The 23,146-nt window shown below is 47.0% G+C and carries 20 protein-coding genes; 6 read left to right on the plus strand and 14 right to left on the minus strand.

Annotated features, from left to right (window positions below; all coding sequences use genetic code 11):
- Window positions 1–59: 59 nt before the first annotated feature.
- The 6 genes from NH568_RS11220 to NH568_RS11245 form a co-directional block, all read right to left on the minus strand.
- Window positions 60–479: a GNAT family N-acetyltransferase gene (locus NH568_RS11220; protein ID WP_253047257.1), complete on the minus strand. Its 420-nt coding sequence runs from the start codon at window positions 477–479 to the stop codon at window positions 60–62.
- Window positions 466–2,421, minus strand: a complete 1,956-nt coding sequence (locus NH568_RS11225; protein ID WP_253047260.1) for a methyl-accepting chemotaxis protein — start codon at window positions 2,419–2,421, stop codon at window positions 466–468. The genes NH568_RS11220 and NH568_RS11225 overlap by 14 nt, the downstream gene beginning before the upstream one ends.
- 206 nt (window positions 2,422–2,627) lie before the next feature.
- Window positions 2,628–2,786 (minus strand): hypothetical protein, encoded by a 159-nt coding sequence (locus NH568_RS11230; protein WP_171045324.1) that lies wholly within the window; start codon window positions 2,784–2,786, stop codon window positions 2,628–2,630.
- Window positions 2,787–2,956: 170 nt separating this feature from the next.
- Window positions 2,957–4,309 (minus strand): sigma-54 dependent transcriptional regulator, encoded by a 1,353-nt coding sequence (locus tag NH568_RS11235; RefSeq protein ID WP_253047262.1) that lies wholly within the window; start codon window positions 4,307–4,309, stop codon window positions 2,957–2,959.
- Window positions 4,309–4,848 carry a hypothetical protein gene (locus tag NH568_RS11240; RefSeq protein ID WP_253047265.1) on the minus strand — a complete coding sequence of 180 codons (540 nt, stop codon included), beginning with the start codon at window positions 4,846–4,848 and terminating at the stop codon, window positions 4,309–4,311. The genes NH568_RS11235 and NH568_RS11240 overlap by 1 nt, the downstream gene beginning before the upstream one ends.
- Window positions 4,845–6,398 (minus strand): HAMP domain-containing sensor histidine kinase, encoded by a 1,554-nt coding sequence (locus tag NH568_RS11245; protein WP_253047268.1) that lies wholly within the window; start codon window positions 6,396–6,398, stop codon window positions 4,845–4,847. Before NH568_RS11245 ends, NH568_RS11240 begins: the two co-directional genes overlap by 4 nt.
- Window positions 6,399–6,542: 144 nt before the next feature.
- Here NH568_RS11245 and NH568_RS11250 point away from each other — a divergent pair, with 144 nt between their 5' ends.
- The 4 genes from NH568_RS11250 (at window position 6,543) to NH568_RS11265 (ending at window position 7,523) form a co-directional block, all read left to right on the plus strand.
- Window positions 6,543–6,764 carry an EF-hand domain-containing protein gene (locus NH568_RS11250; RefSeq protein WP_253047271.1) on the plus strand — a complete coding sequence of 74 codons (222 nt, stop codon included), beginning with the start codon at window positions 6,543–6,545 and terminating at the stop codon, window positions 6,762–6,764.
- Between the two features lie 26 nt (window positions 6,765–6,790).
- A complete protein-coding gene (locus NH568_RS11255) occupies window positions 6,791–7,006 on the plus strand; it encodes an EF-hand domain-containing protein (protein WP_253047274.1) in 216 nt (71 codons plus the stop codon).
- Window positions 7,007–7,029: 23 nt separating this feature from the next.
- Window positions 7,030–7,236 (plus strand): EF-hand domain-containing protein, encoded by a 207-nt coding sequence (locus NH568_RS11260; protein WP_253047557.1) that lies wholly within the window; start codon window positions 7,030–7,032, stop codon window positions 7,234–7,236.
- Window positions 7,237–7,319: 83 nt separating this feature from the next.
- A complete protein-coding gene (locus tag NH568_RS11265) occupies window positions 7,320–7,523 on the plus strand; it encodes an EF-hand domain-containing protein (RefSeq protein ID WP_253047277.1) in 204 nt (67 codons plus the stop codon).
- Window positions 7,524–7,854: 331 nt separating this feature from the next.
- On the opposite strand, the gene NH568_RS11270 is transcribed toward NH568_RS11265, so the two are convergent.
- Complete coding sequence (locus tag NH568_RS11270; RefSeq protein WP_253047280.1) at window positions 7,855–8,412, minus strand: GNAT family protein; 558 nt, start codon at window positions 8,410–8,412, stop codon at window positions 7,855–7,857.
- A gap of 23 nt (window positions 8,413–8,435) precedes the next feature.
- The gene (locus tag NH568_RS11275) at window positions 8,436–9,569 is read right to left on the minus strand and encodes an MFS transporter (protein WP_253047283.1); all 1,134 of its coding nucleotides are present in this window, start codon (window positions 9,567–9,569) and stop codon (window positions 8,436–8,438) included.
- 140 nt (window positions 9,570–9,709) lie between these two features.
- Here NH568_RS11275 and NH568_RS11280 point away from each other — a divergent pair, with 140 nt between their 5' ends.
- Entirely contained in the window at window positions 9,710–10,585 is an 876-nt protein-coding gene (locus NH568_RS11280) for a LysR family transcriptional regulator (RefSeq protein ID WP_253047286.1), read from the plus strand.
- A 332-nt stretch (window positions 10,586–10,917) separates the two neighbouring features.
- On the opposite strand, the gene NH568_RS11285 is transcribed toward NH568_RS11280, so the two are convergent.
- Window positions 10,918–11,511: a hypothetical protein gene (locus NH568_RS11285; RefSeq protein ID WP_253047289.1), complete on the minus strand. Its 594-nt coding sequence runs from the start codon at window positions 11,509–11,511 to the stop codon at window positions 10,918–10,920.
- A gap of 194 nt (window positions 11,512–11,705) precedes the next feature.
- Here NH568_RS11285 and NH568_RS11290 point away from each other — a divergent pair, with 194 nt between their 5' ends.
- Window positions 11,706–13,889 carry an OsmC domain/YcaO domain-containing protein gene (locus tag NH568_RS11290; protein WP_253047295.1) on the plus strand — a complete coding sequence of 728 codons (2,184 nt, stop codon included), beginning with the start codon at window positions 11,706–11,708 and terminating at the stop codon, window positions 13,887–13,889.
- 261 nt (window positions 13,890–14,150) lie between these two features.
- Here NH568_RS11290 and NH568_RS11295 read toward each other — a convergent pair whose 3' ends face one another.
- Genes NH568_RS11295 through NH568_RS11315 form a run of 5 tightly spaced genes read right to left on the minus strand, consistent with a single transcriptional unit; the run spans window position 14,151 to window position 22,949 of the window.
- Window positions 14,151–16,157, minus strand: coding sequence for a YcaO-like family protein (locus NH568_RS11295; RefSeq protein ID WP_253047297.1), 2,007 nt, complete (start codon window positions 16,155–16,157; stop codon window positions 14,151–14,153).
- A 13-nt stretch (window positions 16,158–16,170) separates the two neighbouring features.
- On the minus strand, window positions 16,171–16,923 hold the full coding sequence (locus tag NH568_RS11300; RefSeq protein WP_253047300.1) for a phytanoyl-CoA dioxygenase family protein: 753 nt from the start codon (window positions 16,921–16,923) through the stop codon (window positions 16,171–16,173).
- Window positions 16,916–18,064 (minus strand): amidohydrolase family protein, encoded by a 1,149-nt coding sequence (locus NH568_RS11305; protein WP_253047303.1) that lies wholly within the window; start codon window positions 18,062–18,064, stop codon window positions 16,916–16,918. Before NH568_RS11305 ends, NH568_RS11300 begins: the two co-directional genes overlap by 8 nt.
- 54 nt (window positions 18,065–18,118) lie before the next feature.
- On the minus strand, window positions 18,119–18,844 hold the full coding sequence (locus NH568_RS11310; RefSeq protein ID WP_125557604.1) for a hypothetical protein: 726 nt from the start codon (window positions 18,842–18,844) through the stop codon (window positions 18,119–18,121).
- Between the two features lies 1 nt (window position 18,845).
- A complete protein-coding gene (locus NH568_RS11315) occupies window positions 18,846–22,949 on the minus strand; it encodes a TOMM system kinase/cyclase fusion protein (RefSeq protein WP_253047306.1) in 4,104 nt (1,367 codons plus the stop codon).
- Window positions 22,950–23,146 lie beyond the last annotated feature (197 nt).

The raw sequence follows: 23,146 nt of genomic DNA on the forward strand, positions 1-23,146 counted from the left end.
TCGCGAAGGCTATTGCCAAGCTCAGTGGGTTGCGGGAGTGATACATACGTTTTACGAACTCAGTAAAACTTACACATTCCCAGCCCCAGCGATTGGCCATCACGCAATGCGTAGCCGTAGCGCTGGTAGAAAGCTTCTTTGCCGTGTGCCGCCAGCAATGCTGCGGTTGCGCCATTGTGACAATGTGTCGATAAGTATTGCTCAATGTTATCCATAACGATATGGCCCAGTCCACACCCCTGATGATCCGGGTGCACAATGACGTCCTGGATGTAAAAGTACATATATCCATCGCCAACTACCCGACCACACGCAACCAGTTGCTGCCCCTTGCGACACTGCACCCAGTACAGTGAAGCTGCAATACTGGCTGCAACTTGCTCAGAAGGTGGGTTTTGCCAACCGATACTGGCGCGCAGCGCGCTGAACTCAGTGGCTGCGGGCGGTGTATGTGAAATCTCCAGCTCAGTCGTCAACATCAAATCTGTCCACCAGTTGGTCAAGGTTATTTGCCAGTTCAACTAATTGCGTTGCCCCGGCATGCAGAGCATCGGCTGAGTCTCCCACTTGCTGCACCGACTGACTGACGCCCTGGATACGAGACTGAGTTTCCTCGGCGGCCTCACCCTGAGCGTTGGCCTGACGGGAAATATCAGCAATGATGGTCTTAACGCGAGAGACCGAGCTGGCGATGTCGTCGAATGCCTGATGAGCCAGTTCCGACTGTTCGATGGCTTGCTTAGACTCATCAACACTGGCGGTCATGCGCTCAGAAACACTGCGGGTTTGTTCAATCAGTTTAGTCAGGACTTGTTCAATGTCCTGGGTTGCATCATGAGAACGCTGAGCCAGTGTTCGTACTTCATCGGCCACGACAGCAAAACCACGGCCTTGTTCGCCGGCACGAGCGGCTTCAATGGCTGCATTCAAAGCAAGTAAGTTGGTTTGCTCGGCAATGGTACGGATCACCTCCAAAATGTTGGTGATGTTATTACTTTCGTTTTCGAGCTTACTCATGGCGGTGGCCGAATCGCCAAGTGAATCATTGAGTTTGGCCACTTGAGTCACTGTACTTTGGATCATTTGGTTACCGGTTTGAGTGTGTTGTTCTGTGGTCGAAATTTCGTTGAGTGCATCGCCACAGTTATCACTGACCGTCATCGCCATACTCGCCATGGATTGCGTGGTATCCGTGGCGGTTTGTGAGGTTTTTTCCTGATGGCGGCACTGGTCCCGGATGTCGTTTATCCGTGACTGAGAAGTTTGCGCTTCACCATTGAGTGTTCTGGCGTTGTTCTGGATGTCCTTAACCAGCGCATTTATTGAGTTTAGAAATTGATTAAACCAGGTTGCCAGCTCGCTGATCTCATCATTACCTATCACCTGTAGTCGTTTAGATAAGTTGCCCTCGCCCTGAGCTATTTCTTTGAGGCCATCTGAAACCATTTCTATGGGGTAGACAATTTTGTTGGCCAGCACAATGGCGATGACGACGAACAAAGCCAGCATTATCACTGCGATGATGCTGATGCTGTAAGTCATGTTGTAAGACGAGGTGAGGATCTCATCTTCTTCAATGATAGCAATAAAGGTCCAACCGAGTTCCTCAGAGCGATAAAACTTGGCATTGAAGGTTTTATCCTGGTGTTCCAGTGTAATGAAAGGTTCACCCCCCGCGTTTCGGATAGCCTGATATCGGGCGTCACTCAAATCACGAATGTTTTTAAAGTTATTTTCGGCGTTTTTGGGGTCTGCCAGCACAGTGCCCTGATTGTCGAGTAACAACAAATAGCCGGTGTTGCCCAGTTTAATGTTGCTGACAATATCGGTCAGTGTCGACAAGGTCACATCCAGCGATTGAACGCCGAGCATTTGGCCGTTTTTCATGATCCCGGTAGCAACGGAAACCATTGCCTGTCCGGTAACGCCCTGATAAGGCTCAGTGATCACCACCTGAGATGGATTGGAGCTGACCTGCTGATACCAGGGCCTTTTACGCGGATCATAGTTGCCTAAAGGCTCAGCAGGATACTGAATAAAGCCACCATCACGAGTACCCAGATAAACGAATAGCAACTCGGGGTGAGTTTTGCCAAAGGTGGTGTACAGGTCAAAAATTTCTGCTTCTGCCTGACCTGAGGCCTCCGGCGTCATCATTTTCTCTGCACCAAAATAGGTGGTTGTGTCTTTGTTGACGGATTGCACGGTTTTACTTTGCGCTAAGAATCGGGCATTACTTTTCATCTGCTCAAAGAAGATGATAAATGCATTTTCTATTTGTCGTATCTCGTTGACTGACGTCTCTAAGAATCGGTCCAGTGACTCTTGTTTGGTGCGCGAGATACTCATGATGGATATTGCAAGAATTGGAATGATAACGGTCATTACAAAGCTTAAAATCAGCTTTTTACGCATTCTCATGGGCAACCACCTCGGTTTTTATTGTAATAATAGTGTAGTTGTGAACGAAGCAGATTGCTCCGAATTAGCCCAATTTATGGGCTTTGAATTAATATTACAAACTTCGTGCGGCTGAACAAGAGAGAAGTGGCAAAAGGTTGACCCCTTTACAATCGATGTAGAGCTCTAAAAGCAGACCTCTACATTGATGCGACGATGCTAGCGGATCACCTGGGACAATAGTGATATAACGAAAACATGTCACAGATTTTGCCAGATAAAGACGCTGTTGCTTCGCCACCACCAACTTGTGGGGTAGCTTGCTGTGGCAGTGAATGAGACTGCGTCAGGCGCTTCAAACTCGTTTTTTTTACTTTTATTTTCATGCTGTAACCCTGTTAAATAGTGATAGAAATGATGCTGTCCCTGACTAATAATGCTTGCCAGGCGTAACCAGCATCCAAGCAAATCCATTATCAAATGGTATAGGCGCTCCTTGCGTCCTCCATAGCTATTTAAACGCATGCATAATAATTAATCAAATGTTTTTACTAAACTATTTAATATCGTGTTTTTTCATTAGCTTATAAAAGTCAGAGCGGTTTCGTTGTGCCAGTTTAGCGGCTTGCGGCACATTATGCTGACACAAGGCCAGCACCTTAAGTATATAATCTCGCTCAAACTGCCGTTTGGCATCATTGAGGCCGACAAACGCCTGGCGGTCATCCTGTGCTGGCAAGGCATTGAGCACGCTGTCCTCTGGAATATGAGTACCAGGCGTCATTGCCACACAATACTCAATCACATTGTGTAACTGGCGGATGTTACCGGGCCAGGCATAGTTTAACAGTGCAGTGACAGCATCCGGCGAGAGGCGCTTGGGTGCTTTACTGAGTTGCTTTAAGAACAGGCTAGCGAGCAAGGGAATGTCCTCAACACGATCTTTGAGTGCTGGCAGAGACAACTGCACAACGTTAAGCCGGTAGTAAAGGTCTTCTCTGAACGCTCCTTCACTCACGGCCCGAGCAATATTTTTATGGCTTGCCGAGAGGATCCGAACATTAACGGCTTGCTCATGCTGCCCACCGATTGGACGAACCGTTTTTTCTTGCAAGACTCTCAGCAATTTTACCTGTAAGTCGAGCGGCATATCCCCGATTTCATCCAGTAATAATGTGCCCTGATCGGCGGCCTGGATCAGTCCCTGTTTATCTGTAATTGCACCGGTAAACGCCCCTTTCTTATGGCCAAATAATTCAGATTCCAGCAGATGCGCGGGCAGGGCGCCACAGTTTATGGCGATAAATGGTCCCTCAGCATGGCTGCTCGCGCGATGAATAGCCCGAGCCGTCACTTCTTTACCCGTGCCGCTTTCTCCTTGGATCAGAATGTTGGCCTGACTGGGGGCGATGGCTTTGATTTGTTGCACCAGCTGGCGCATGCTCGCACTTTGGTGGTACAAACCGTGGAAATTATCTGGATCTGGCGCGTGTAACGTACTTTTTTCAGGCAGCGCTTTGTTGATGGCTGCAAGCAGTTCATCACTGTCGATAGGCTTAGTGATAAAGGCGCTGATCCCCTGCTGAATGGCATCAACGGCATCGGGGATGGAGCCATGTGCGGTCATCATGATCACGGGCAGGCCCGGGTAGTTCGCCTGTAATTTCTGGTTAAGGGCCAGACCGTCCATATTATCCATACGCAAGTCTGTGAGCACCAAATCGATGGACGTATTTGCAAGTTGTCGCAATGCCGCATGACCACTACTGGCAAGTGCAACCTCAAAACCATGGCTTTCCAGCCGCATTGCCAGCAACTCGCTCAGGGCCGGGTCGTCGTCTACCAGCAAAATGGAGATGCTGCGCGTTGCGGGCTGAGGATCCGTGATATCACTTTCTGCATAAGACATTATTGTTGCTCCTTAGGTGCTTGAGGGGACTCAACCAGGGGCACGTCCTGAAGCCTTTGTTGCTCTATGTCGACCAGCTCTTGTTTGAGCGTCATTAGTGCCTGACTGGTTTGGCTCAGTTGTGATTGGATCTGGGTTAGTTTTGCGTTGCTGCGATGCAGGCGGATTTTTTGTCCCCGCAGCACCTGTGACTGTTGTTTAAGCGTGCTAAACCACAGATGATAGTGCTGTGGCCAGGGTTGGCTTTGCTCTATGGCGGTAATTGCCCGCAACTGCCTGGTAGTCGACACTGTGTTGCAGTAGTCGTACATAAAGGTTTCTATAGCAGCCTGACCGATATAGCGCTCCGATTTGTTATGCTTCGCAGGCAAAGCCTGCTGGCATATCTGTAAATAACGTTTGAGCAGAACTGTCAGTGGTGCATAGTCCGGACTCACCGTTTTGCTTGGCCCGATAAAGCTACTTTTGTGTGCATTGGGACTCAACTGGCAGCCACTCAGGCTGACAACGAGCACTAAGCTCAACAATGGGATTCTCATTTGCTTATTCCTTGTTTTGGCAAAGTTAAACTAAATTCACAGCCCGGGTGGGTATTTTGCCACCCTAACTGGCCACCAATCTGGTTCACACATTCCTCGACAATGGCCAGTCCCAGTCCGCTGCCTGCAATCGGGTCACTGTGTTTGCCTCTGACAAAGGGTTTAAACAGGTGATTGGCTTCTTGTGGGTCGAGCCCGGGTCCATCATCACGGATACTGATTTGCCAGTGGTCTGGCGTGTCTGTCAGATCTATGCTGATTTGGGTCTTGGTATACTGAATGGCGTTGCCAAGCAGGTGTGTCAGTGCCAGTTTGACAGGCATTTCGGGCAATTGAGTGAGCGCTGGGTTAAAGCGCCAGTCAATTTGAATACCTGCGCCTTGTAGTCGCTGTGCAAAGTGCTCCTCAAGCTGCTCTTTGATTGCCAGGGCGCTACAACGCGCCTGTTGACTATGCGGATGGCTGGCAGCGCTAAATGTGAGTAGATCTTCAATCAGTTGAGTGAGCTTTGTCACTGAGGAGCTCAGAATGCCGGTTACGCGCCGCTGCTTGTCGTTAAGCTGCCCCAAGTGAGGTGTATTGAGTAACTCAGTGCCTTCTTTGATGGAGGCCAGCGGGGTTTTTAACTCGTGCGATACATGGCGCAAAAAGGTCTCTTTTTGTTGCTTGCTGGCGGTCAGCTCATTGCGAACCTGTTCAAGACGTTCCCCCAACTGTGTGAACTCATGGCTTCCCGATAATCGAATGGGAGTAGCAAATTGACCGTCACCAACAACTGCAATGGCCTTCTCCAGCTGAAATAACTGGCGGGAGATCCGTTTGATCAGCCAGATACTGAGTCCAATCAGGATAGGTAACAGCATGCTCAGTCCGATTAAAAAGCGCTGGCGGATCTTACTTTGTTGTGCCAGCGCTTCGTCGAGCGTTTTGTCGAGGGCCTGCTGTAGCGATTGTGACTCACGGGCCAGAACTGCGACCATGGCTGACAAGGTTTTACTGTCGGGAGCCTGGGCCTGTTGCCAATTTGCAACGGCTGCGCTTTTTTCCAGTGTGATCAGCAGTGTTTTGAGCGCATTTTTACGCTTGTGCCAGTTTTCGTTGATACTTTTTTGCAGCTTTTCGCTTTGTAGCAGCTGATTGTTCAGCTGGGCTTTTTCGAGCGCCATAAGGGCATTTCGTAGCTCATTGAACTCCGATATAACCTTCTGATTATTCGAGTAAATATTTTGAACCTGTTGCTGCTGGTAGGCGACCGACTGAATAAACCACAGAGTAAGCAATAACAGAGGGACCAGGGCCAGCAACAGTGCCATCAGTGCCTGCTTCCAAAGTGCCTGAGAAAAAAATTGTTGGAGTGGCTTGGAAGAGCGCTGTCCTGAACTGGCTTGCTGCATAAATGACTTTGCTATTGTGGGCGTTTTTGGTTCGCTGTTGCCAAATAGCAACAGACGTAACTTGTTGATTTTTATAGTTGAGCCAAAAACGCAGGTTAAACAGTGTTGCCATTTAGCAACAAACCGCCTTAATCCCACCTGAACTTTTTTACCCATAAAAATGTAAGTTCATGAAATAAATGAACAAAATTAAATTGGCACCAAAGTTGGAATAGTCATGTCAAACGCAGCCAACAAACTCCAAGCGGTTTCTCGGCAGCTGAATTAACAGCAAACATTCAAAAACAGAAGGAAAGTAACATGAAAACATCTATGACAATGATTGCGGCTTTGGGTCTGACTGTACTGGCAACCGGTGCGATTGCAGGCAGCGACTTCGAAAAGTATGACACAGATGGTGATGGCACTATCAGTCTGAGTGAATCAAAAGCAAATCCCAGATTGATGGGACAGTTTAAAGATCTGGATAGCAATGGCGATGGTCAGCTGAGCAGAAGTGAATTCTCAGGCTTCAATAACTAATAGATGCTTATACAGGAGAAGCTATTATGCAGCTAAAACATGTATTTGCACTGACAATCGGTATGCTCACCAGCGCATTTGCGTTTGCCTCTGAGGTAGATTTTGCGCTTCTGGACGCCAACAGCGATGGGTTGGTCAGTATGTCAGAAGCGAAACAGGTCCCTCAGGTAGCTGAGGCGTTCAGACGCCTGGACAGAAATCGCGACGGTGCGCTGAGCGCCAAAGAATTTAGTCACTTTTAAGCCAATTTAGTGAGGAAATTATGATGAACAAACTTATGTTAAGCACAGTATTGATGCTGGCCAGCCTGGGCGCACATGCAGCAAGCAGCTCATTTTCATCCTTTGATGCCGATGGTGATGGGTTTATTTCAAAATCTGAAGCGGCAGGCTCAGAAACGTTAACAGTCATCTTCGACAAGCTTGACGTCAATGGTGACGGCAAGCTCTCAGAGCAGGAATTTCGTCAGTAACAGAATAAATTAAGTGGCGCGTTTCGCGCTACTTCCCCAAATTCACCTAATACACCTTAAAACCTTACGCTAAGGAGCTAAGTATGAACAAACTCATGATCACAGCAGTATTGATGATGGCCAGCCTGGGTGCACATGCCGCAAGCACATTCTCATCATTCGACAAAAATGACGATGGATTTATCAGTAAGTCGGAAGCGGCAGTATCAACGGAATTGAGTTCTGAATTCGATAAACTCGACAGCAATGGCGATGGCAAACTGTCTAAGCAGGAGTTTCGCCTGTAACTGCCTGACATAACACAGGCACACTCCCAATTTTGTATTTTTTTACGCAACAGTCTTCATGGATCCTTCCATGAGCCAAGGCTCCTGATAAGGGAGCCTTTTTCGTTTCTTATACCAATTTGCTTAATTAAGTGTTCTATTTTGGGGCGAGAAAATATTGTCGATAACACCGCTCCCGCGTCCTGCTACCGCTGAGGCACCTACATCCATATAGGCGAGGCAAAAATTTGCGAACTTATACCTTAGGTAAAGGTTCTAAATGAGAAATTTTTAACGCCGTTAGCGTAATATTTGCTCCGTCAAATTGAACAGGTATTTAGTGAAATTGGCATTACGCCGTTGCTGCCATTTTATGCTCACTGCGCAGCAGACCATACATATAGCCATCACAGTAGCCATGGCTGAACTTAAAGTGCTGGCGTAAATGTGCCTCCTGCTGCATGCCCAGTTTTTTCATCAGGCGCCAGGAAGCCTGGTTTTCAACCGCGCAGAATGCACAGATCTTGTTTAACCCGAACTGCGTAAAGGCAGTCTCTATAAGCGCGTTTGCAGCCTCAAAGGCATAGCCCTGGCCGATATATTTCTCGTTCAGGCGATACCCTATTTCAGCCGTTTTAGCGTTGTGACACAAAAACTTATACATGAGTTCGCCGACCAGAACATTGTCTTCGCGTCTGATAATGGCCAACAGTAGCCGTTCATGTTCCTTTGCCTGCCAGGGGGCGTTGGCCTGGTCAATGCGGCTCTGAGCATCTGCCAATGTGGCCGGCTCGCCAATATATCTGGATGTATCCGGGTTACGTCTGCTCTCGTAAACGGCGTGCAGATCTTGTTGTTGTAACGGGCGGATCTCGAGGCGGGGAGTGTTAAAGTAGAGTTTATCGAACATAACTGATCCCAAAAATAACGTCCTTAAATGTGTTCAAAGTGAGGTCGCTGAGTGCGTATGGTTTGCCAGCTTATTAACAGCAGTGCGGCGCACAATACGATCAACAGGGCGATGGTGTGTGTGTTGTCCGTCAGCCACTGGTTAACCAGCCAGGCTACCACAGAAAAAATCAATAATTCGATGGCTCCGACCAGTGCATTTGCCGTACCCGCCTGATTGGGGTAGAGCAAGCCGATTAAGTGCATGTAGCTGGGAAAATACCCGCCAAACACCAGCATGATAGCGGCATACGCCAGCAGTATGGCAAGTGCGCTGTCGCTGGCCAGCACAAAAGTCAACGCACTGAGTAATAATGCCGGCCAAAGCCATAAAACAATCTTGAGATAACTCACGTGGTGCTGCAAAACCTTCGCGAATATCGCGCCCAATAACAAGCCGACCATAGGTAGCATCATGGCTTGCCCGGTCTGACCGGTGGTAAAGCCAAAACGATCCTGAAGTAAGAACGGCAAATGCAGCTGGAGCGTTAAATACAAAAAGGTAGGTACCCATTTTAGGCTGGCCAGAGAGAGAAACACCTGACACCTGACCATACTTTGGTAGTGTCGGAGCAGGCTTAGCGGGTTTATAGCCAATGACTGAGGCTTGTTTGCTTTTAGCAGGCTCAGGCCAAACACCGTAATAAACAGGTAATAAGTTGCAAGCACGACAGACAGCCCCTGCCATCCAAGCCAGCTGCTCAATGTGCCACCCAGCAGTGGAGCAACTATGGCTGTGACACTGGCTGAGATGGCCACCGTCGCCATGGCACTTTTGAGCTTTGCGCCAGATAGATGCTGGGCCAGTAAAGTGCGGCTTATCAACACCGGTGACGCGGAGCCTGCGCCTTGTAATATTCGACCAATTAAAAAGGTACTGCTGTCAGGTGCTACGGCACATAACAGCGTACCGGTCAGCAAGATCACTTGCCCGGCTATGAACAATGGCCGATCACCGTATTTATCGCGAAGCGGACCGACAACCAGTTGCGCCGCACCAAGCGCAATAAAGTAACTGATTATCATGGCCTGACTCATACTATTTGATAGCAACAGGCTATCTGCAATATCGGGTAGAACAGGCATATAGACCTGACTGACCAGCTGCGAGCAGGACATAAGTAATACCGAAAGGTAGGTCAACAGATGCACTTGCGCTCCATTCTGAGGTTGATTAGACCTGCGCACTATACGCCGCTTTCATTGTCCTAAAAATAAGGTAATAATTAAAATACTATTTCCTATAAGGAATCAATTAAGTGGATTGGTTAACGGCAACACGGAGTTTTTGCGTTCTGGCGGAGCTGGGAAGCTTTACTAAAGCGGCGGAACATCAGGGTGTATCAGCGTCTGCTATGAGCAAACGCATTGACTGGCTGGAAAGGCACTTGGGACAAAGTTTGTTTATTCGCACCACCCGGCAGGTTAATCTGACGGAGCAAGGACAGCACTTTTTTCCTCGTGCCAGAGATTGGCTGGCGCAATTTGAAGCACTGGTTGAAAGCGCTCAGTCTGAACCATGCGAGCTCCAGGGAAGCCTGAAGATTGCCGCCACACAGGCGGTGGGCAGTAGTGTGTTAATGCCTAAAATAGAGCAGTTTCTGGCGCAATACCCGAAGATCACGATTCATCTGAATGTTCTGGCACCAGGAGAGCCACCTGATCTTCAGCACGATGTGGTGATCACCAGGTACAATGAGTCATTTGATTCCGTGTCTCACAAAGGCACTCGTTTGTTTGACTATCAGATGCAGTTATTCGGTGCGCCTGAATATCTGGCACGCTGTGATGAGATAGCCAGCGTTGACGATCTGACACAGCACAAAATGTTGCTGAGCAGCTATTATCACAAAATTGGTGGGGTAGTGCTGGAAGATGGCCGGCTGTTTGAATTCACAAATTATAATTTTGTGACCGATCATCTGGATGCCATTTTAAAGGCCGCTGTGCAGGGAATAGGTCTGTTATTTATCGCGCCAAGCTATATTGAACGGGAACTAAGCTCCGGGGCACTGGTCCCCATCTTGCCGGATATTCGCTCTGAGGTAAAACAACTCTGGGCTTATTACCCCAAGGCCAGCTATACCCCCCGTAAAACCAGGTTGTTTATTGAGCACCTTAAGGCTGCATTGTAATACTGTGGAGGTGAACGTTTTTCAGGCGCAAAAATGACCCCGCCTCATGTATTAAGTGCAAGGTGATTAGATGAAACGCATGAAAGCTTGCGAATGGGCATGTCTGGATTGTGAATCCTATCTTGTAACAGAACTCGTCGATTTTTAAGTTAAACCGCTTTAATTCCCGGCCTGTTCAGTCATCCCGGCCAGCGAGCCGGGAACCACTTAGCAGTGAAAGGTAACTCAGGAGCGGACGGCCAGTAGAACCGCATCCAGAGCAGTTTTCAGAGGCACACATACGTCATGCGTGGTGACAGAACTGGCCGACAAAATAACGCCGGCCGAATAGGTTAAAAGCGGTAAGTCAGACCAATGTTTAACTGGAACTGATTGAGCACATCGCCGTCAAAATGCCACGCACAGACATCCTCGTCGCTGCCATTACAGCTAACCTTAGAGGAGTTTTTGATAGACGAAGCCAGCCAGCGTAACTCTGTCAGAGCGCTGAACCCGGCACCCAAATCATATTTAAGACCGCCATAAAAACCCGCGGCAAAAAAGTGGTCGGGCTCTTCGAAGTTAGGGGTGACCTTGTTCACACCAATTTGCGCACCAATGTAGCTGTCCAGATTATCCGTAATGTCCACATCTATGGCGCTTTGAAACATCAAATACTCCATATCCACCTTGTAGATAGGGGAATCCTCGAATTCGGTTTCGACCATACTGTAAAAAAAGCCGTAGCGCTTTTTATCCAAATAGCGATCAAAGCTGATACCAAAATGCATTTCGTCAGCCAGATCCACGACCTGGTTTTGACTGGTATGTAAATCCTGACTGCTGTTTTGGCCACCGTAAAGAGTGACGCCAAAGCCCATGTTAGATGCCAAAGCTGAGCCTGAGAACAGCCCTAAACCAAGTGCTAACCACACATAGCTGCGCATAATAAATCCTTGTTATCTCGTGTGTTGTTGGATGAGTTTAATTGCCAAGAAAGTAACATGCCTGTGCATCTAATAACAGGCATTTAGCGACTTAATTTACTTCGGTTTGTAGATTTGTTGCATCAGCATTGGCGCCGCCTTGCAACCTCAAGTACAATGTGGGTTTTCGATTGCAATACACCGGAACCTTCCCCATGGAAATCAAAGTAAATTATCTCGATAATCTTCGAATTGACGCCAGATTCGACGATTTTTCTGTCATTGCCGACCAGCCTATTCGCTATAAAGGCGATGGCTCAGCCCCCAGCCCGTTCGACTATTTTCTGGCTTCGTCTGCGCTGTGTGCGGCTTACTTTGTGAAAGTGTATTGTAATGCGCGGGATATTCCGACCGACGGTATCCGCGTGGCACAGAACAACATTGTTGACCCCGAAAACCGTTATAACCAGATCTTTAAAATTCAGGTAGAGCTGCCAGAGAGCATCTCTGAAAAAGACCGTCTGGGCATTTTGCGCTCTATTGACCGCTGTACTGTGAAAAAAGTGATCCAGACCGGTCCTGAGTTTCAGGTTGAAGCGGTAGAGAGCCTGGATGATGATGCACAGGCTATGTTGATGGTAAACACCGATTCAAATGCCAGCACTTTCATTCTGGGTAAAGACTTGCCACTGGAGCAAACCATCGCCAACATGACCGGCATTTTGTCTGATCTGGGCATGAAAATCGAAGTGGCGTCGTGGCGTAACATTGTGCCTAACGTCTGGTCTTTACACATTCGTGATGCAGCATCACCGATGTGCTTTACCAATGGTAAAGGTGCCACTAAAGAAAGCGCGCTGTGCTCAGCACTGGGCGAGTTTATTGAGCGTTTGAATTGTAACTTTTTCTATAACGATCAGTTCTTTGGTGAAGAAATTGCCAGCGCTGAGTTTGTTCATTACCCCAATGAAAAGTGGTTTAAACCGGGTAATAACGATGAACTGCCAAGCGAAATCCTCGACGGCTACACGCGCGAAATCTACGATTCGGAAGGCGAGCTGCGCGGCTCAAACCTGATAGACACTAACTCGGGCAACGTGGAGCGTGGGATTTGCTCTATTCCTTACACCCGTCACAGCGATGGTGAAACGGTTTACTTCCCGTCCAACCTGATTGAAAACCTGTTTCTGAGTAACGGCATGAGCGCGGGTAACAACCTGTTTGAAGCCAAAGTGCAGTGTTTGTCTGAGATCTTTGAGCGTGCAGTGAAAAAGCAGATCATAGAACAGGAAATTGTGCTGCCGGACGTACCTGAAGACGTACTGGCCAAGTTCCCGGGCATTGTAGCGGGCATTAAAGGGCTTGAAGAGCAGGGCTTCCCGGTTGTGGTAAAAGACGCCTCTCTGGGCGGCCAGTTCCCGGTCATGTGTGTGACCCTGATGAACCCGAAAACCGGCGGTGTGTTTGCCTCTTTTGGTGCCCACCCAAGTCTGGAAGTTGCGCTGGAGCGCAGCCTGACCGAGCTGTTGCAGGGCCGCAGCTTTGAAGGTCTGAACGACGTACCAAAACCGACCTTTAACAGCATGGCAGTGTCTGAGCCGGAGAACTTTGTTGAGCACTTCATTGATTCTACTGGTGTGATCTCCTGGCGCTTCTTCAGTGCCAAGCACGATTATGAGTTTGTGGAGTGGGACTTCACGGGTACCAACGAAGAAGAGTGCGACAAACTGTTCGCCATTTTGAAAGACTTAGGTAAAGAAGCCTACATTGCTGAGTTTACCGATATGGGCACAGCGTGCCGTATTCTGGTACCTGGTTACTCAGAGGTTTACCCGGCCGAAGACTTAATCTGGGATAACACCAACAAAGCCCTGCAGTACCGCGAAGACATTCTGAACATTCACTCGCTGGAAGACGAAGCGCTGGCCGATTTGGTTAACCGCCTGGAAGAAAGCCAACTTGATAACTACATCGACATCATCACTTTGATCGGCGTAGAGTTCGATGAAAACACGGTTTGGGGTCAGCTGACCATCTTAGAGCTGAAGATCCTGATCTATCTGGCGCTGGGCGACATTGAAGCGGCCATTGAGCTGGTCGAAACCTTCCTGCAATACAACGACAACACCGTTGAACGCGGCTTGTTCTACCAGGCAATGCACGCGACGCTGGAAGTAGCGTTAGACGAAGAGCTGGAAATTGAAGACTATATCCACAGCTTTACCCGCATGTTCGGCAAAGAAGTTATGGACGCCGTGATTGGCTCAATCAACGGCGACGTGAAATTCTATGGCCTGACAGCAACCAACATGCAACTGGAAGGCCTGGACAAGCACCTGCGCTTAATCGATAGCTACAAAAAGCTCCACGCCGCACGCGCTAAGTTTGCCAAGGGGTAACTAAGTATTACTAAAGCCCGCAAGGTGAACTACCAGCGGGCTTTAGCTGTGGTGAGTAGGGCACAGAATTTTTGGCGAGGGTGAAGTACGTCGAACCGAGGTTCTGGGGTTATATAAACAGAGTATTCTCGCTACAAACACGCTCCTTTTTCACTTCAAATATACTCACTCTATACAGTCATACCGGCCTTGAGCCTGTATCTTCCAATGGCCAGTGGGTGTTTCAATTTGAGTTATTCCCATCCGCCAGGGCCTACGGAATTAAATATACAACCCCTGCTGATTAATCGTCTGCTCGGTCAATGCTTCATCCAGCCAACCTAGTTTCACTGGTGTCTGGTAAAGCCTTGAATTACCTAGTTGTGGCCAGATATGGCAAAGACCAGGGACAAAGATTTTAGCCGTACTCAGCGGAATGGGCGAGCGGGAATAGTCCAGTACCAGTGTTTCCATATCCAGGCTGTGTAGATGTTCAACAATGGCCAGAATGTCATCTTTCAGGTCACCGCTTTGAGTCAGTTTATAACTTCCCCTTGGTGCCTGCTCGTTTGGTAAAAGAAAGCTGTCATCTGTAATGGCATCAAAATCAAACGGTGCACCATTTTGGTCCCGGATAGGAATAAGCTGGCATAACTCTGTGAGCGCTCTTTGCGCCGCCATTTCTGGTTTTAAATGACAGCCAAATCCAAATACATACCCCTGGGTTGCTTTGTTACGGCCAATGGCAGCCATGACGGGGACGCCGGTATCTACGGTGAGGTCCAGCACCCAGTAGTCGTGTTCAGTGGTGATGGTTTCGTGCAGCGGTTCCAGATAATCCGGGTCCAGACCGTTTAACTCAAACTGTGGGCGCGGCAGGCGGTTGTACCACCAGATAGCGGTTGCATCACGCTCAAGCAACTCAAATAAAGCCTGTAAAATGGCCTCTTCCAGATTATTACCAGCGGCACAGCCATTAGAATGCCATTTACCAAAGCGGTCTTCCTCAAACGGCGTGTTGGCAAAACAGCAAACGGTAGGCACGTAAACCTTTTCATCGAGCGTGAGCGACCACAGTGCGGTCCAATTGACGGCTTCCTCAGTATAAGGCAACGCAGCTTGTTTACGCTGAGATTCAGAATCAGCGGGGTCTGAGAAACGTGCGTATTGCTGCTCGCTGTAGGGCAACAACTGTGCAAAGTCATAACTGCGTGCATCAAGTTGTTGAGCCTGCGCCACCTGACTTGGCTCATCACCAATATACTGAGCGTTCTTGCGCTCTATTGCTTCACACAAAGCGCTGGCTTTGGATTGTTCGTGCGTGACGCCTTTACCAAGGCAGGTTTGATTGAATTCATCGACATTGAGCGTGAGTAAGCTTTTATTCGGGCATTTGAAAAATGCGCTACGGTATATTTTTATTGCTTTTGAATCACTCAGAGTTGAAAGCTCATTAATTATGCCAATGCATCGGTTGATATAGGGAGATATTTTGCTGTTTGTTAGCTCTGGTTTCATGCTTCTCGAGCCGCCATCACGACCAAAAACTATCGGGCAGTTTTCTAGTGCAATTTTTGTTGACCATTGCTTTGCATTCTCATGGCAGGAGCTAAATGGAAAAGTATCTATCTTTAAGTCATCAGACACGATGCATACTTGATCATTGGACAGCTGCTGTTTGGACACAACTAGCGCGAGTGCCTTGTCAATAAAGTTGCTTGATTTGCGATAGTACCGTGTTGTTGCATTATCAGAGTTTTGTAAAAAATAGGAATTCATGGGCAGGTTATTGGCCCTGAGTTTTACATAATACTCAAAATCACTTGCTGATTTTAAGGGCGGGCTAATAACAAGCAGATTGAAGAAGTCTTCGACTATAACCAGGCATTTATTATGTGCCTGAAACGTTTGTGCCGATAGTTCTAGAATATCTTTTGTTATAACTAAATTACAACCAGATAAGTCGGTTTTCCTGATATCACGGTTTTCAACAAGCGCAACCTCGGAGCACTCTATGTCCTGTTCCCATACTTCTTCTGGTCCTTGCAGTGATATTACAAGCCCTGCTTGGATCAGGTTATCAAGATAATAATAGAACAAGGCTGATTCTTGTGGATCGTTAGATTTAAGAGCTATCTCTTGGCTCGTGTGCTTACCATCAATGTACTGAAAAAGTGGAAACCGATTGTGTTCCAAGACATAATTTTGACTGTAATGTGTTAGAAATACATTCCCTTGTTTGTCCGTGATGACGGTAAACTTAGGGTTCCACATTATAAAACTGCTCATTAGTCTTTTTCTCTCATATTAATGATGGGCAAAAGCGAGGGTTATTTAGTATGTCACTATACCCATAGTCAGGAGTGCTTCTGTCTACACATAAATCTTCTGTATACACGCCAACGGATAAAGCGATTCGAGCTTTATCACTGGTATTTGCATCACTGCCATGAATTAGATCCCAATGATGTAAAGAGAAACCTCCGAGAGGAACTTCTACAGGTGTTTCTGAGTATTTTCCAGTTGAAAAGTGTGAAAGGCGTTGAGTTTCTGCTTTCAGATTAAGCTCCTGACCTCCCAAAGGCTGAACGTACTCTTTTGTGTTTTGTGAACCGCCAATATATTTCAAACAGCCCGTATCCAAAGAGGTCGCAGAAAATGGGATCCACAAAGTTGCAACGCCTGATTTAAAAAAGGGCATATGCTGAGAATCTCGGTGCCAGCCAACGTTGAGTGAAGGAGAGTGACCTGGTGGCTTAATATAAAGCTGGCTGCCCCAAACCTTTAACTTGCGGCATTTCAAAACGTCAGCAATCAATGGCCCAAATTCGCTTTCAGTTAAGAGTGTATAAAACGCTTGGCTACAAAAATGAGGTTGAGCAATTCGGGTCAATGAATTATTGTCGACTCCGTTTACAAGCCCCCAGTGTGACAGACCTGTATCACTGTGACCGCTAATTATGCTTTCAATTTGCTGGCAAGCTGAGTCTAGGAAAGTACTACTAATGACCTGTTTATTGAAAATAGCGAAACCGGATGTAGGGTAATTATCCACGGAACGCTCCAAAGCAATTTAAGGGATTGCTTTCTAATATCTTATCTACAACTTCTTTGGTGAGGGATGTTTCTCGATAAATACTATCTACATTTATACCCTCATGGTCGGGGTGAGGGAAATCAGAGCCAAAGAGCAGCTTATCACTGCCGATGAGCGCAATAACTTCATTTAGGCACGGCTCTTCTGGTTCAATACTCACCCAGCAGTTTTGTTTGAAGTAATGTGAGGGTTTATTTGGTAATTTCTCTTTGATTAATTCTGGAAACTCTTCATAACAAATGTTGTCTAGCCTCCAAAGCCAGTATGGGACCCATGCCGCACCTGCTTCTAGGAAGGCAAACTTTAGCTTTTTATATTTCTCAAGTACACCACCCTCTAATAAGCTCAGAAAAGCGAGTTGTGCTTCAAGTGCATGTGAGCAGGCATGTAAACTAAATCGTGAATTAAATCGATCTGCTCCTACCGTCGGACCGTGTAAATGAGTACCGCCATGAAATGCGATTGTAATGTCGTTTCGCTCGCACAGCTGCCAAAAAGGTTCATACTCTTCACTACCAAGGTGCAATCCCTGAATAGGTTCTGGTCGCAGCGTAATTGTGCTGAACCCTTGTTCTATAATGGTTTCCAGCTGTCTTTCAAGCGTGCTCGGATCGTGTCTACTAACCATTGCAACGGGAATCATTTTTGCGTAGTTCACTGCGCAGTAGTTAATTATCCACTTATTGTATGCTCTGGCATATTCTATTGATACAGAAGCAGGAAGTGCTTGATGATTCACTATGTACCCTGTAAATGTAGGAAATATAATTGCACGGTCTACACCGTCAACAAGCATACTTTGTAGCTGACCTAATCCACTACTGGCAAGCTTCCGATCCTCAGTATTTCTGGGTCTCTTAGCTGTTTCTTGTTGGATTTCCTTTCCCCAATTGTTCAGAATAGGGTGATTCCCGATGTAATAAGTTGGGGGGAGTTTTGCTGTTTTAACAGGGTTTTCAATATTATCTTGAGAGGCTATTTCAAGTGAACTGTCGTTTCTAAAATGAACGGGATATTCTTTAAAAATTTCGGGTCTGACATATTCTTGCCACAAATGCAGCGGCTCCATAACATGCCTGTCACAGTCTATGAGTGTCATATGGGCCTTCTTTTGAGTTGAATAAGAAGCAGCAAAGCTGCTTCTATTTTTACATTAACAAGATGTAAATGGCTGGCTTCTGCAAATATCCATAAAGTCGCTAATCGCTTGTGACTCAACCATAGATTTTTGAGATTCATTATCAATATGAGATAAGTCTGGCTTCGGTGGAATAGTAACGATGAAGCAACCCGTTAATTCGCTCATATCTTTGAATTGCCACCCATTATGTAGCGGCGGTAGGTCAGAACCATCTGTATGACCGTCAAGTCCAAGCATTTCTACAAGCTTATTCTTGATTTCTTCATCTGACGGCGGCTGTTCACAGTCACCACAAATGCTTGTTACAGACTCGATATTACTGCTTGTCTGAAAATCAGGGTTATTTGATATGTAATCTGGACATGGTTGCAGTTGTTCAACGATCTGTTGGGTTTCTGGTTCACCAGCAACTGTTGCAGATATTGTACCACCCGCATTTCGGTCTCCATGCGTGAAAGTGACAGAGTCACCTTTACGAATTACAAACCGAACTTTCGTTTGGTAGGCCGGGATTTGTGGGAAAAAGCCGAACTTCGCTAAATAATATTCAGGAAACTTTACAATATAGTCAAGCTCCTGATCATTATCCCAGTTTTTCCATGTGTATGCGATCATTCGGCTAAGAGCAGAGTGCCATGCACTAATTGCTAATACATTATCTACTGGAGTTGGCTCGGACTCTTCTACATGGCTACCAAAGCCATATCTAGTACCTAGTTTATGAAAATTGTCAGACATTTTAGTTTTCCTCGTTTAATAGTCTTTGAAGTTTGGTGAAAACAGGGCTATCTTCTAGCTGGTCATTGTCCACAAACCAGTGATAGTTTTCTTTTAGTAGCTCAAAGTTATTTTTATCCTGCTCAAGAGAATATAAATAGAGACGACTTTCTAGTTCAAAGAACCTTGCACTTTGGTCTTTTGCTGCATCAATTGAAGATTTCAACAGAGAAATTATTTCCTGATTGGAAAACCCTTGTTCCAAATACATACACTCAGCGAGTGTTTTCTTGATAAAAGGCATTACCGAAAGTTCTCCTTGACGTTGACATCGTTCGAAGGATGATGTCATTAAGTCAAGCGCTTCATCTAAGCAGGATTCTTCTATATAAGCCTCCGCGAGATGAGTTACATAGTATCCAGCAGCAAAAGTTTGCCCTGTTTCAATTTGTTTATTGAGTGCTTGACGAGCTAAGTTTGTATTCTTGGCAGATGAGTAGCTGTAGCACTCAAGGAAGTGTAAATGGAATACATTGCCTTTAGCTTGCGCACCGTACATTTCTTGGAAACGTAACCAATTATCGACAACTTTACTGTGTTGTTTTAGAAAAATGTGGTATAGCGCAACAAAAATATTTGCAAATACAATCTCGCCTATTGAGTTTAAATCTTCTGCATAACGTGCGGACTCATAAGCACAATTTTTTGCTTTTCTTAGCAACCCAAGATGGAGATAGTTATATGATGCAAGAGAAAGAATTTGAACTTTAATGTTCATTCCATATTCTAGTGCTAGTTCAGCATCTTGTTCATCGTTATATAGCTCTAGTGCTTCTTCATATAGTTCGCTAGCTGACAAAAGATCACCATCGATATTATAAGCTTGAGCAACATGAACTAAAACTACGATAATATCTTGACGGTTCCCTTTTTTCCTTACTGCCTCTAGTAGACTTTCACCTAAAGAGCGAGCTTTACTTCTGTGTGAAGCATAATGTGCCGACATGAATAAGGTCCATTGACTTTTCTTGTACATGTCGAACAGAGAGTCTTGCTGCTTATCATCAAACCATGGACTTTGGACAATATCAGCGACTCGATTACCCCAACTCAAAACTCTCTCTGCACCATAACCAAATAACGTCATAATAGAGGGAAGCATTGCCCTGTGAAGATCTAGTTCGTTCAGAAGTGAGCTTTTGTGTGCTTTATTGCACTCTAGCCAACTGAGAGCTTCGTCACCAATTACAATAGCAGAAGAATGAGCTGAACTTCTCACTTGCTTGTTTATTGCCTGGGTACGGAATGATACTGCATCATCGATTCTCTCCGCGTTATAGTAGTGATTGGATATGACTAGCGGTTCATCGAAGTTAAAAGTACTATATTCAGCGCTTAAAGTATCGCCAATTCTTCCGTGATTTCTAATCTTATCTTTGGGGTTCATACTCCCATAAGCCGCATCCCTCACCAGCGCGTGTTTAAAGATATAGCTATCATTTTCAACCCGGCGCTGTTGAATGATGAGGTCTTTCTCGATCAGTTCATTCAGGTCGTTTTGGATCTGATCTTCGCTGAGTGAAGAAGCAGCGACGAGCAGGTCGTATTCGAATTCGCGGCCTATGGTGGCGGCGAGTTGTGCGGTTTCTTTGGCGTGTACCAGGCTGTCGAGTTTCTGCTGTAGTGATTCGCGCAGGCTGCTGGGGACCTGATCGAGTTTATCCGGGCTGACGAAGTTGACTTCGCCGCTTTGCTCGCTGACCAGTGCTTTTTGTTTCAGCATATCGACCAGCTCTTCGATAAACAGCGGGATGCCGTCGGTGCGGCTGACCAGTATGTCGCGTACGTTTTTCGAGACGGCTTTGCCTTCGAACAGTTGCTCGATGAAGTCTTCGGTTGCTTTGGCGGTGAGCTTGTGTAGCTCCAGCTCCAGCAACGTCAGATCGTGCAGACTGTCTGGTTTAGGCTGGCGCGAGGTGCTGATCAGCACGCTGCCATCGCTCAGGTTGGCTGCAAAGTGGTGGATAAACTCCAAAGTAGTGGAGTCTGCCCAGTGAATGTCTTCAATGATGTACAGCTTATGGTTGCTGAGACTGAATTTGTGCGACAGCAGCAGGGCACTCAGGCCTTTAAACAGTAACTCTTTCTGTGCATCCGGCGCCAGTGACGATGGCTGCATGTCTTCGGGTAACTCAATGTTTAGCCACACCAGCAGGATTGGCAAAATGGTCTCTGTATTGAGTGTGCTGTCCTGTTCATTAAGCAGCGACACAAACAGGTCGATGACCTCGGTATTGCTGAGGTTGCTGGTATTAAACAGGTAACGTACCAGCGTCAGAATAGGGTAGAGCGCGTTGTTCTGGTGCTCGGGTAAACACTGGGCAACCAGGTGCTGGTATTTACCGGCGTTGGCACGAATTTCTTGCAGTAATCTCGACTTACCAATGCCGGCTTCACCGTAAATATGGGCAACCCGGGTGGTTTGTTGTTCGTTATTGATGATGGATAGTGTTTTGTCCAGCTCGTTCTGGCGGCCAATCAGCTTGTGGTGATGGCGTGTACCACGCATAAAGCCAAAGGCTTCTACACGTTTTTCGCCCTTAAGGTTATAAATGGCTTGCTGTTCAAACGCCATACCCAGCTGCATGTTGTCGAAATAATCGAACTCACTGTAAGGCTCAAGGATGGCGCGTGACTCTGCGGTACACAAAATCTGACGTTCGCCAGCATGGCGAGCCAGTTGCATGGCTGTGTTAGCAATATGGCCCTCTGGCACGGCATTGGCGTAGGTGACAAAAATGCCCGAGTGCAAGCCAATATGGGCATTGAGCTGCACGCCGTGGGCTTCCTGCATCAGTGCATTACGCTTGCCCAGTTCACTGATCACATCCAGTGCGGTACGTGCGCTCAGTCGAGTGTCGTTGTCGCTGGCAATGGGGTAACCAAAGTAGAACAGCGCAGTATCGGCCAGGTTGCCCACATGATACGCACCAAAGCGGGTTGCAATATCAATACAAGTGTTGCGCTGTGATTTGAACAGGGTATCGATTACATCCAGGTCTTTGGCGTTTTCATCCAGCATTTTGGCGCTGAGGCGCAGTGCCATAACGGTGATTTGTTTGCGCTCTGTCAGCGTGGTGTAATCTTGCTGGCCGGGGTGACTAGGGTCATCGGTGCGCAGCACCACTGTGGCATCGTCGTAACCATGTTGTGCCTGTACGTCTGCCAGCACGCCCACCAGGTTAGACACATTCATGGAGTTCAGTTCGGTGAAGGCTTCTTCCCCTGAGATCACCCGCTCTGTGGCATTTTTTTGTAGCACACGACGCAATAATCCTGATAACGGGTGGCCAAGCAAGGCACTGGGTAGCGGAATATGAACATCGCTCAACTGCTTGTGGTAAATCGAGGCAATGCTGGAGCCGGTAACGGCTGGTAACCCCGTCAGACATTCTAAAAATACCAGGCCCCAAACATAGATATCGGTTTTGGCTGAGGCGGGTTCACCACGTAACTGCTCAGGCGCGCTATAAGAAGGTGTCCCCAGGGTTTCCTGGGTGAGTGTCAGTGTGGCAAAGTCCTGATGGCGGCTTTCCTGACTGAGCGTGCCGATACCAAAATCGAGAATTTTAGCGTAGGTTTTTGCGCCTGCCTGGGTCAGCATGATATTGGCGGGTTTAATGTCCCGGTGGACTATGCCTTTTTGGTGTGCATGGATCAGGGCATCCAGTACCTGCAACATAATGTCGGTGGCGTCTACTGCGTCTAACGCACCTTCCTGAATAAGGTGTTCGCGCAGTGACTGACCTTCCACATATTCAAACACGCCGTACAGCAGGCTTTCGTCTACCTGACCTTTATCCAGCAGGCGCACAATATGCGGGTGCTGCAGCTGACTGCTGAGAGAGGTTTCGCGTTTGAATCGCTCAACGTATCGATGCTTTTTGGCTTCGTCAAGATGAGGCTCAAGTGCCAGAAACTTGATTGCCACGACCTGATCCGTGTTTTTATTCTTCGCTTTGTAAACCTTACCAAAGCCGCCTTCGCCTATCTTGTGGATGAGCTCATATTGCGTCGACTGAAAGCGATCCTGAATGTAAGGATCAGAAAATTGAGTTAGTGGCATAGTCTTTTATTTTTATCTAATTTGTTAACAGGGCTCGAACCTAAGCTCTAAATTATTGTTAAGAATTACGATTATTACAATGTTTTTTCAACATCCTTGCCAATAGCATCGTTTTATTTGACATCAGACAGATTTCACTAAGATGAAGGTCGTATCGATTATCGGCAACTTATCTCGTCACTTGAGTAAATTTCAAT

Origin of the sequence: Pseudoalteromonas sp. XMcav2-N (assembly GCF_024124545.1) — a bacterium.
Taxonomy (GTDB): Bacteria; Pseudomonadota; Gammaproteobacteria; order Enterobacterales; family Alteromonadaceae; genus Pseudoalteromonas.

What these genes read in the sequence shown, in the direction of transcription:
- NH568_RS11220 (WP_253047257.1), bottom strand. Translation starts at nt 479, where the DNA reads ATGTTGACGACTGAGCTGGAGATTTCACATACACCGCCCGCAGCCACT.
- NH568_RS11225 (WP_253047260.1), bottom strand. Translation starts at nt 2,421, where the DNA reads ATGAGAATGCGTAAAAAGCTGATTTTAAGCTTTGTAATGACCGTTATC.
- NH568_RS11230 (WP_171045324.1), bottom strand. Translation starts at nt 2,786, where the DNA reads ATGAAAATAAAAGTAAAAAAAACGAGTTTGAAGCGCCTGACGCAGTCT.
- NH568_RS11235 (WP_253047262.1), bottom strand. Translation starts at nt 4,309, where the DNA reads ATGTCTTATGCAGAAAGTGATATCACGGATCCTCAGCCCGCAACGCGC.
- NH568_RS11240 (WP_253047265.1), bottom strand. Translation starts at nt 4,848, where the DNA reads ATGAGAATCCCATTGTTGAGCTTAGTGCTCGTTGTCAGCCTGAGTGGC.
- NH568_RS11245 (WP_253047268.1), bottom strand. Translation starts at nt 6,398, where the DNA reads ATGGGTAAAAAAGTTCAGGTGGGATTAAGGCGGTTTGTTGCTAAATGG.
- NH568_RS11250 (WP_253047271.1), top strand. Translation starts at nt 6,543, where the DNA reads ATGAAAACATCTATGACAATGATTGCGGCTTTGGGTCTGACTGTACTG.
- NH568_RS11255 (WP_253047274.1), top strand. Translation starts at nt 6,791, where the DNA reads ATGCAGCTAAAACATGTATTTGCACTGACAATCGGTATGCTCACCAGC.
- NH568_RS11260 (WP_253047557.1), top strand. Translation starts at nt 7,030, where the DNA reads ATGAACAAACTTATGTTAAGCACAGTATTGATGCTGGCCAGCCTGGGC.
- NH568_RS11265 (WP_253047277.1), top strand. Translation starts at nt 7,320, where the DNA reads ATGAACAAACTCATGATCACAGCAGTATTGATGATGGCCAGCCTGGGT.
- NH568_RS11270 (WP_253047280.1), bottom strand. Translation starts at nt 8,412, where the DNA reads ATGTTCGATAAACTCTACTTTAACACTCCCCGCCTCGAGATCCGCCCG.
- NH568_RS11275 (WP_253047283.1), bottom strand. Translation starts at nt 9,569, where the DNA reads ATGTCCTGCTCGCAGCTGGTCAGTCAGGTCTATATGCCTGTTCTACCC.
- NH568_RS11285 (WP_253047289.1), bottom strand. Translation starts at nt 11,511, where the DNA reads ATGCGCAGCTATGTGTGGTTAGCACTTGGTTTAGGGCTGTTCTCAGGC.
- NH568_RS11290 (WP_253047295.1), top strand. Translation starts at nt 11,706, where the DNA reads ATGGAAATCAAAGTAAATTATCTCGATAATCTTCGAATTGACGCCAGA.
- NH568_RS11295 (WP_253047297.1), bottom strand. Translation starts at nt 16,157, where the DNA reads ATGAGCAGTTTTATAATGTGGAACCCTAAGTTTACCGTCATCACGGAC.
- NH568_RS11305 (WP_253047303.1), bottom strand. Translation starts at nt 18,064, where the DNA reads ATGACACTCATAGACTGTGACAGGCATGTTATGGAGCCGCTGCATTTG.
- NH568_RS11310 (WP_125557604.1), bottom strand. Translation starts at nt 18,844, where the DNA reads ATGTCTGACAATTTTCATAAACTAGGTACTAGATATGGCTTTGGTAGC.
- NH568_RS11315 (WP_253047306.1), bottom strand. Translation starts at nt 22,949, where the DNA reads ATGCCACTAACTCAATTTTCTGATCCTTACATTCAGGATCGCTTTCAG.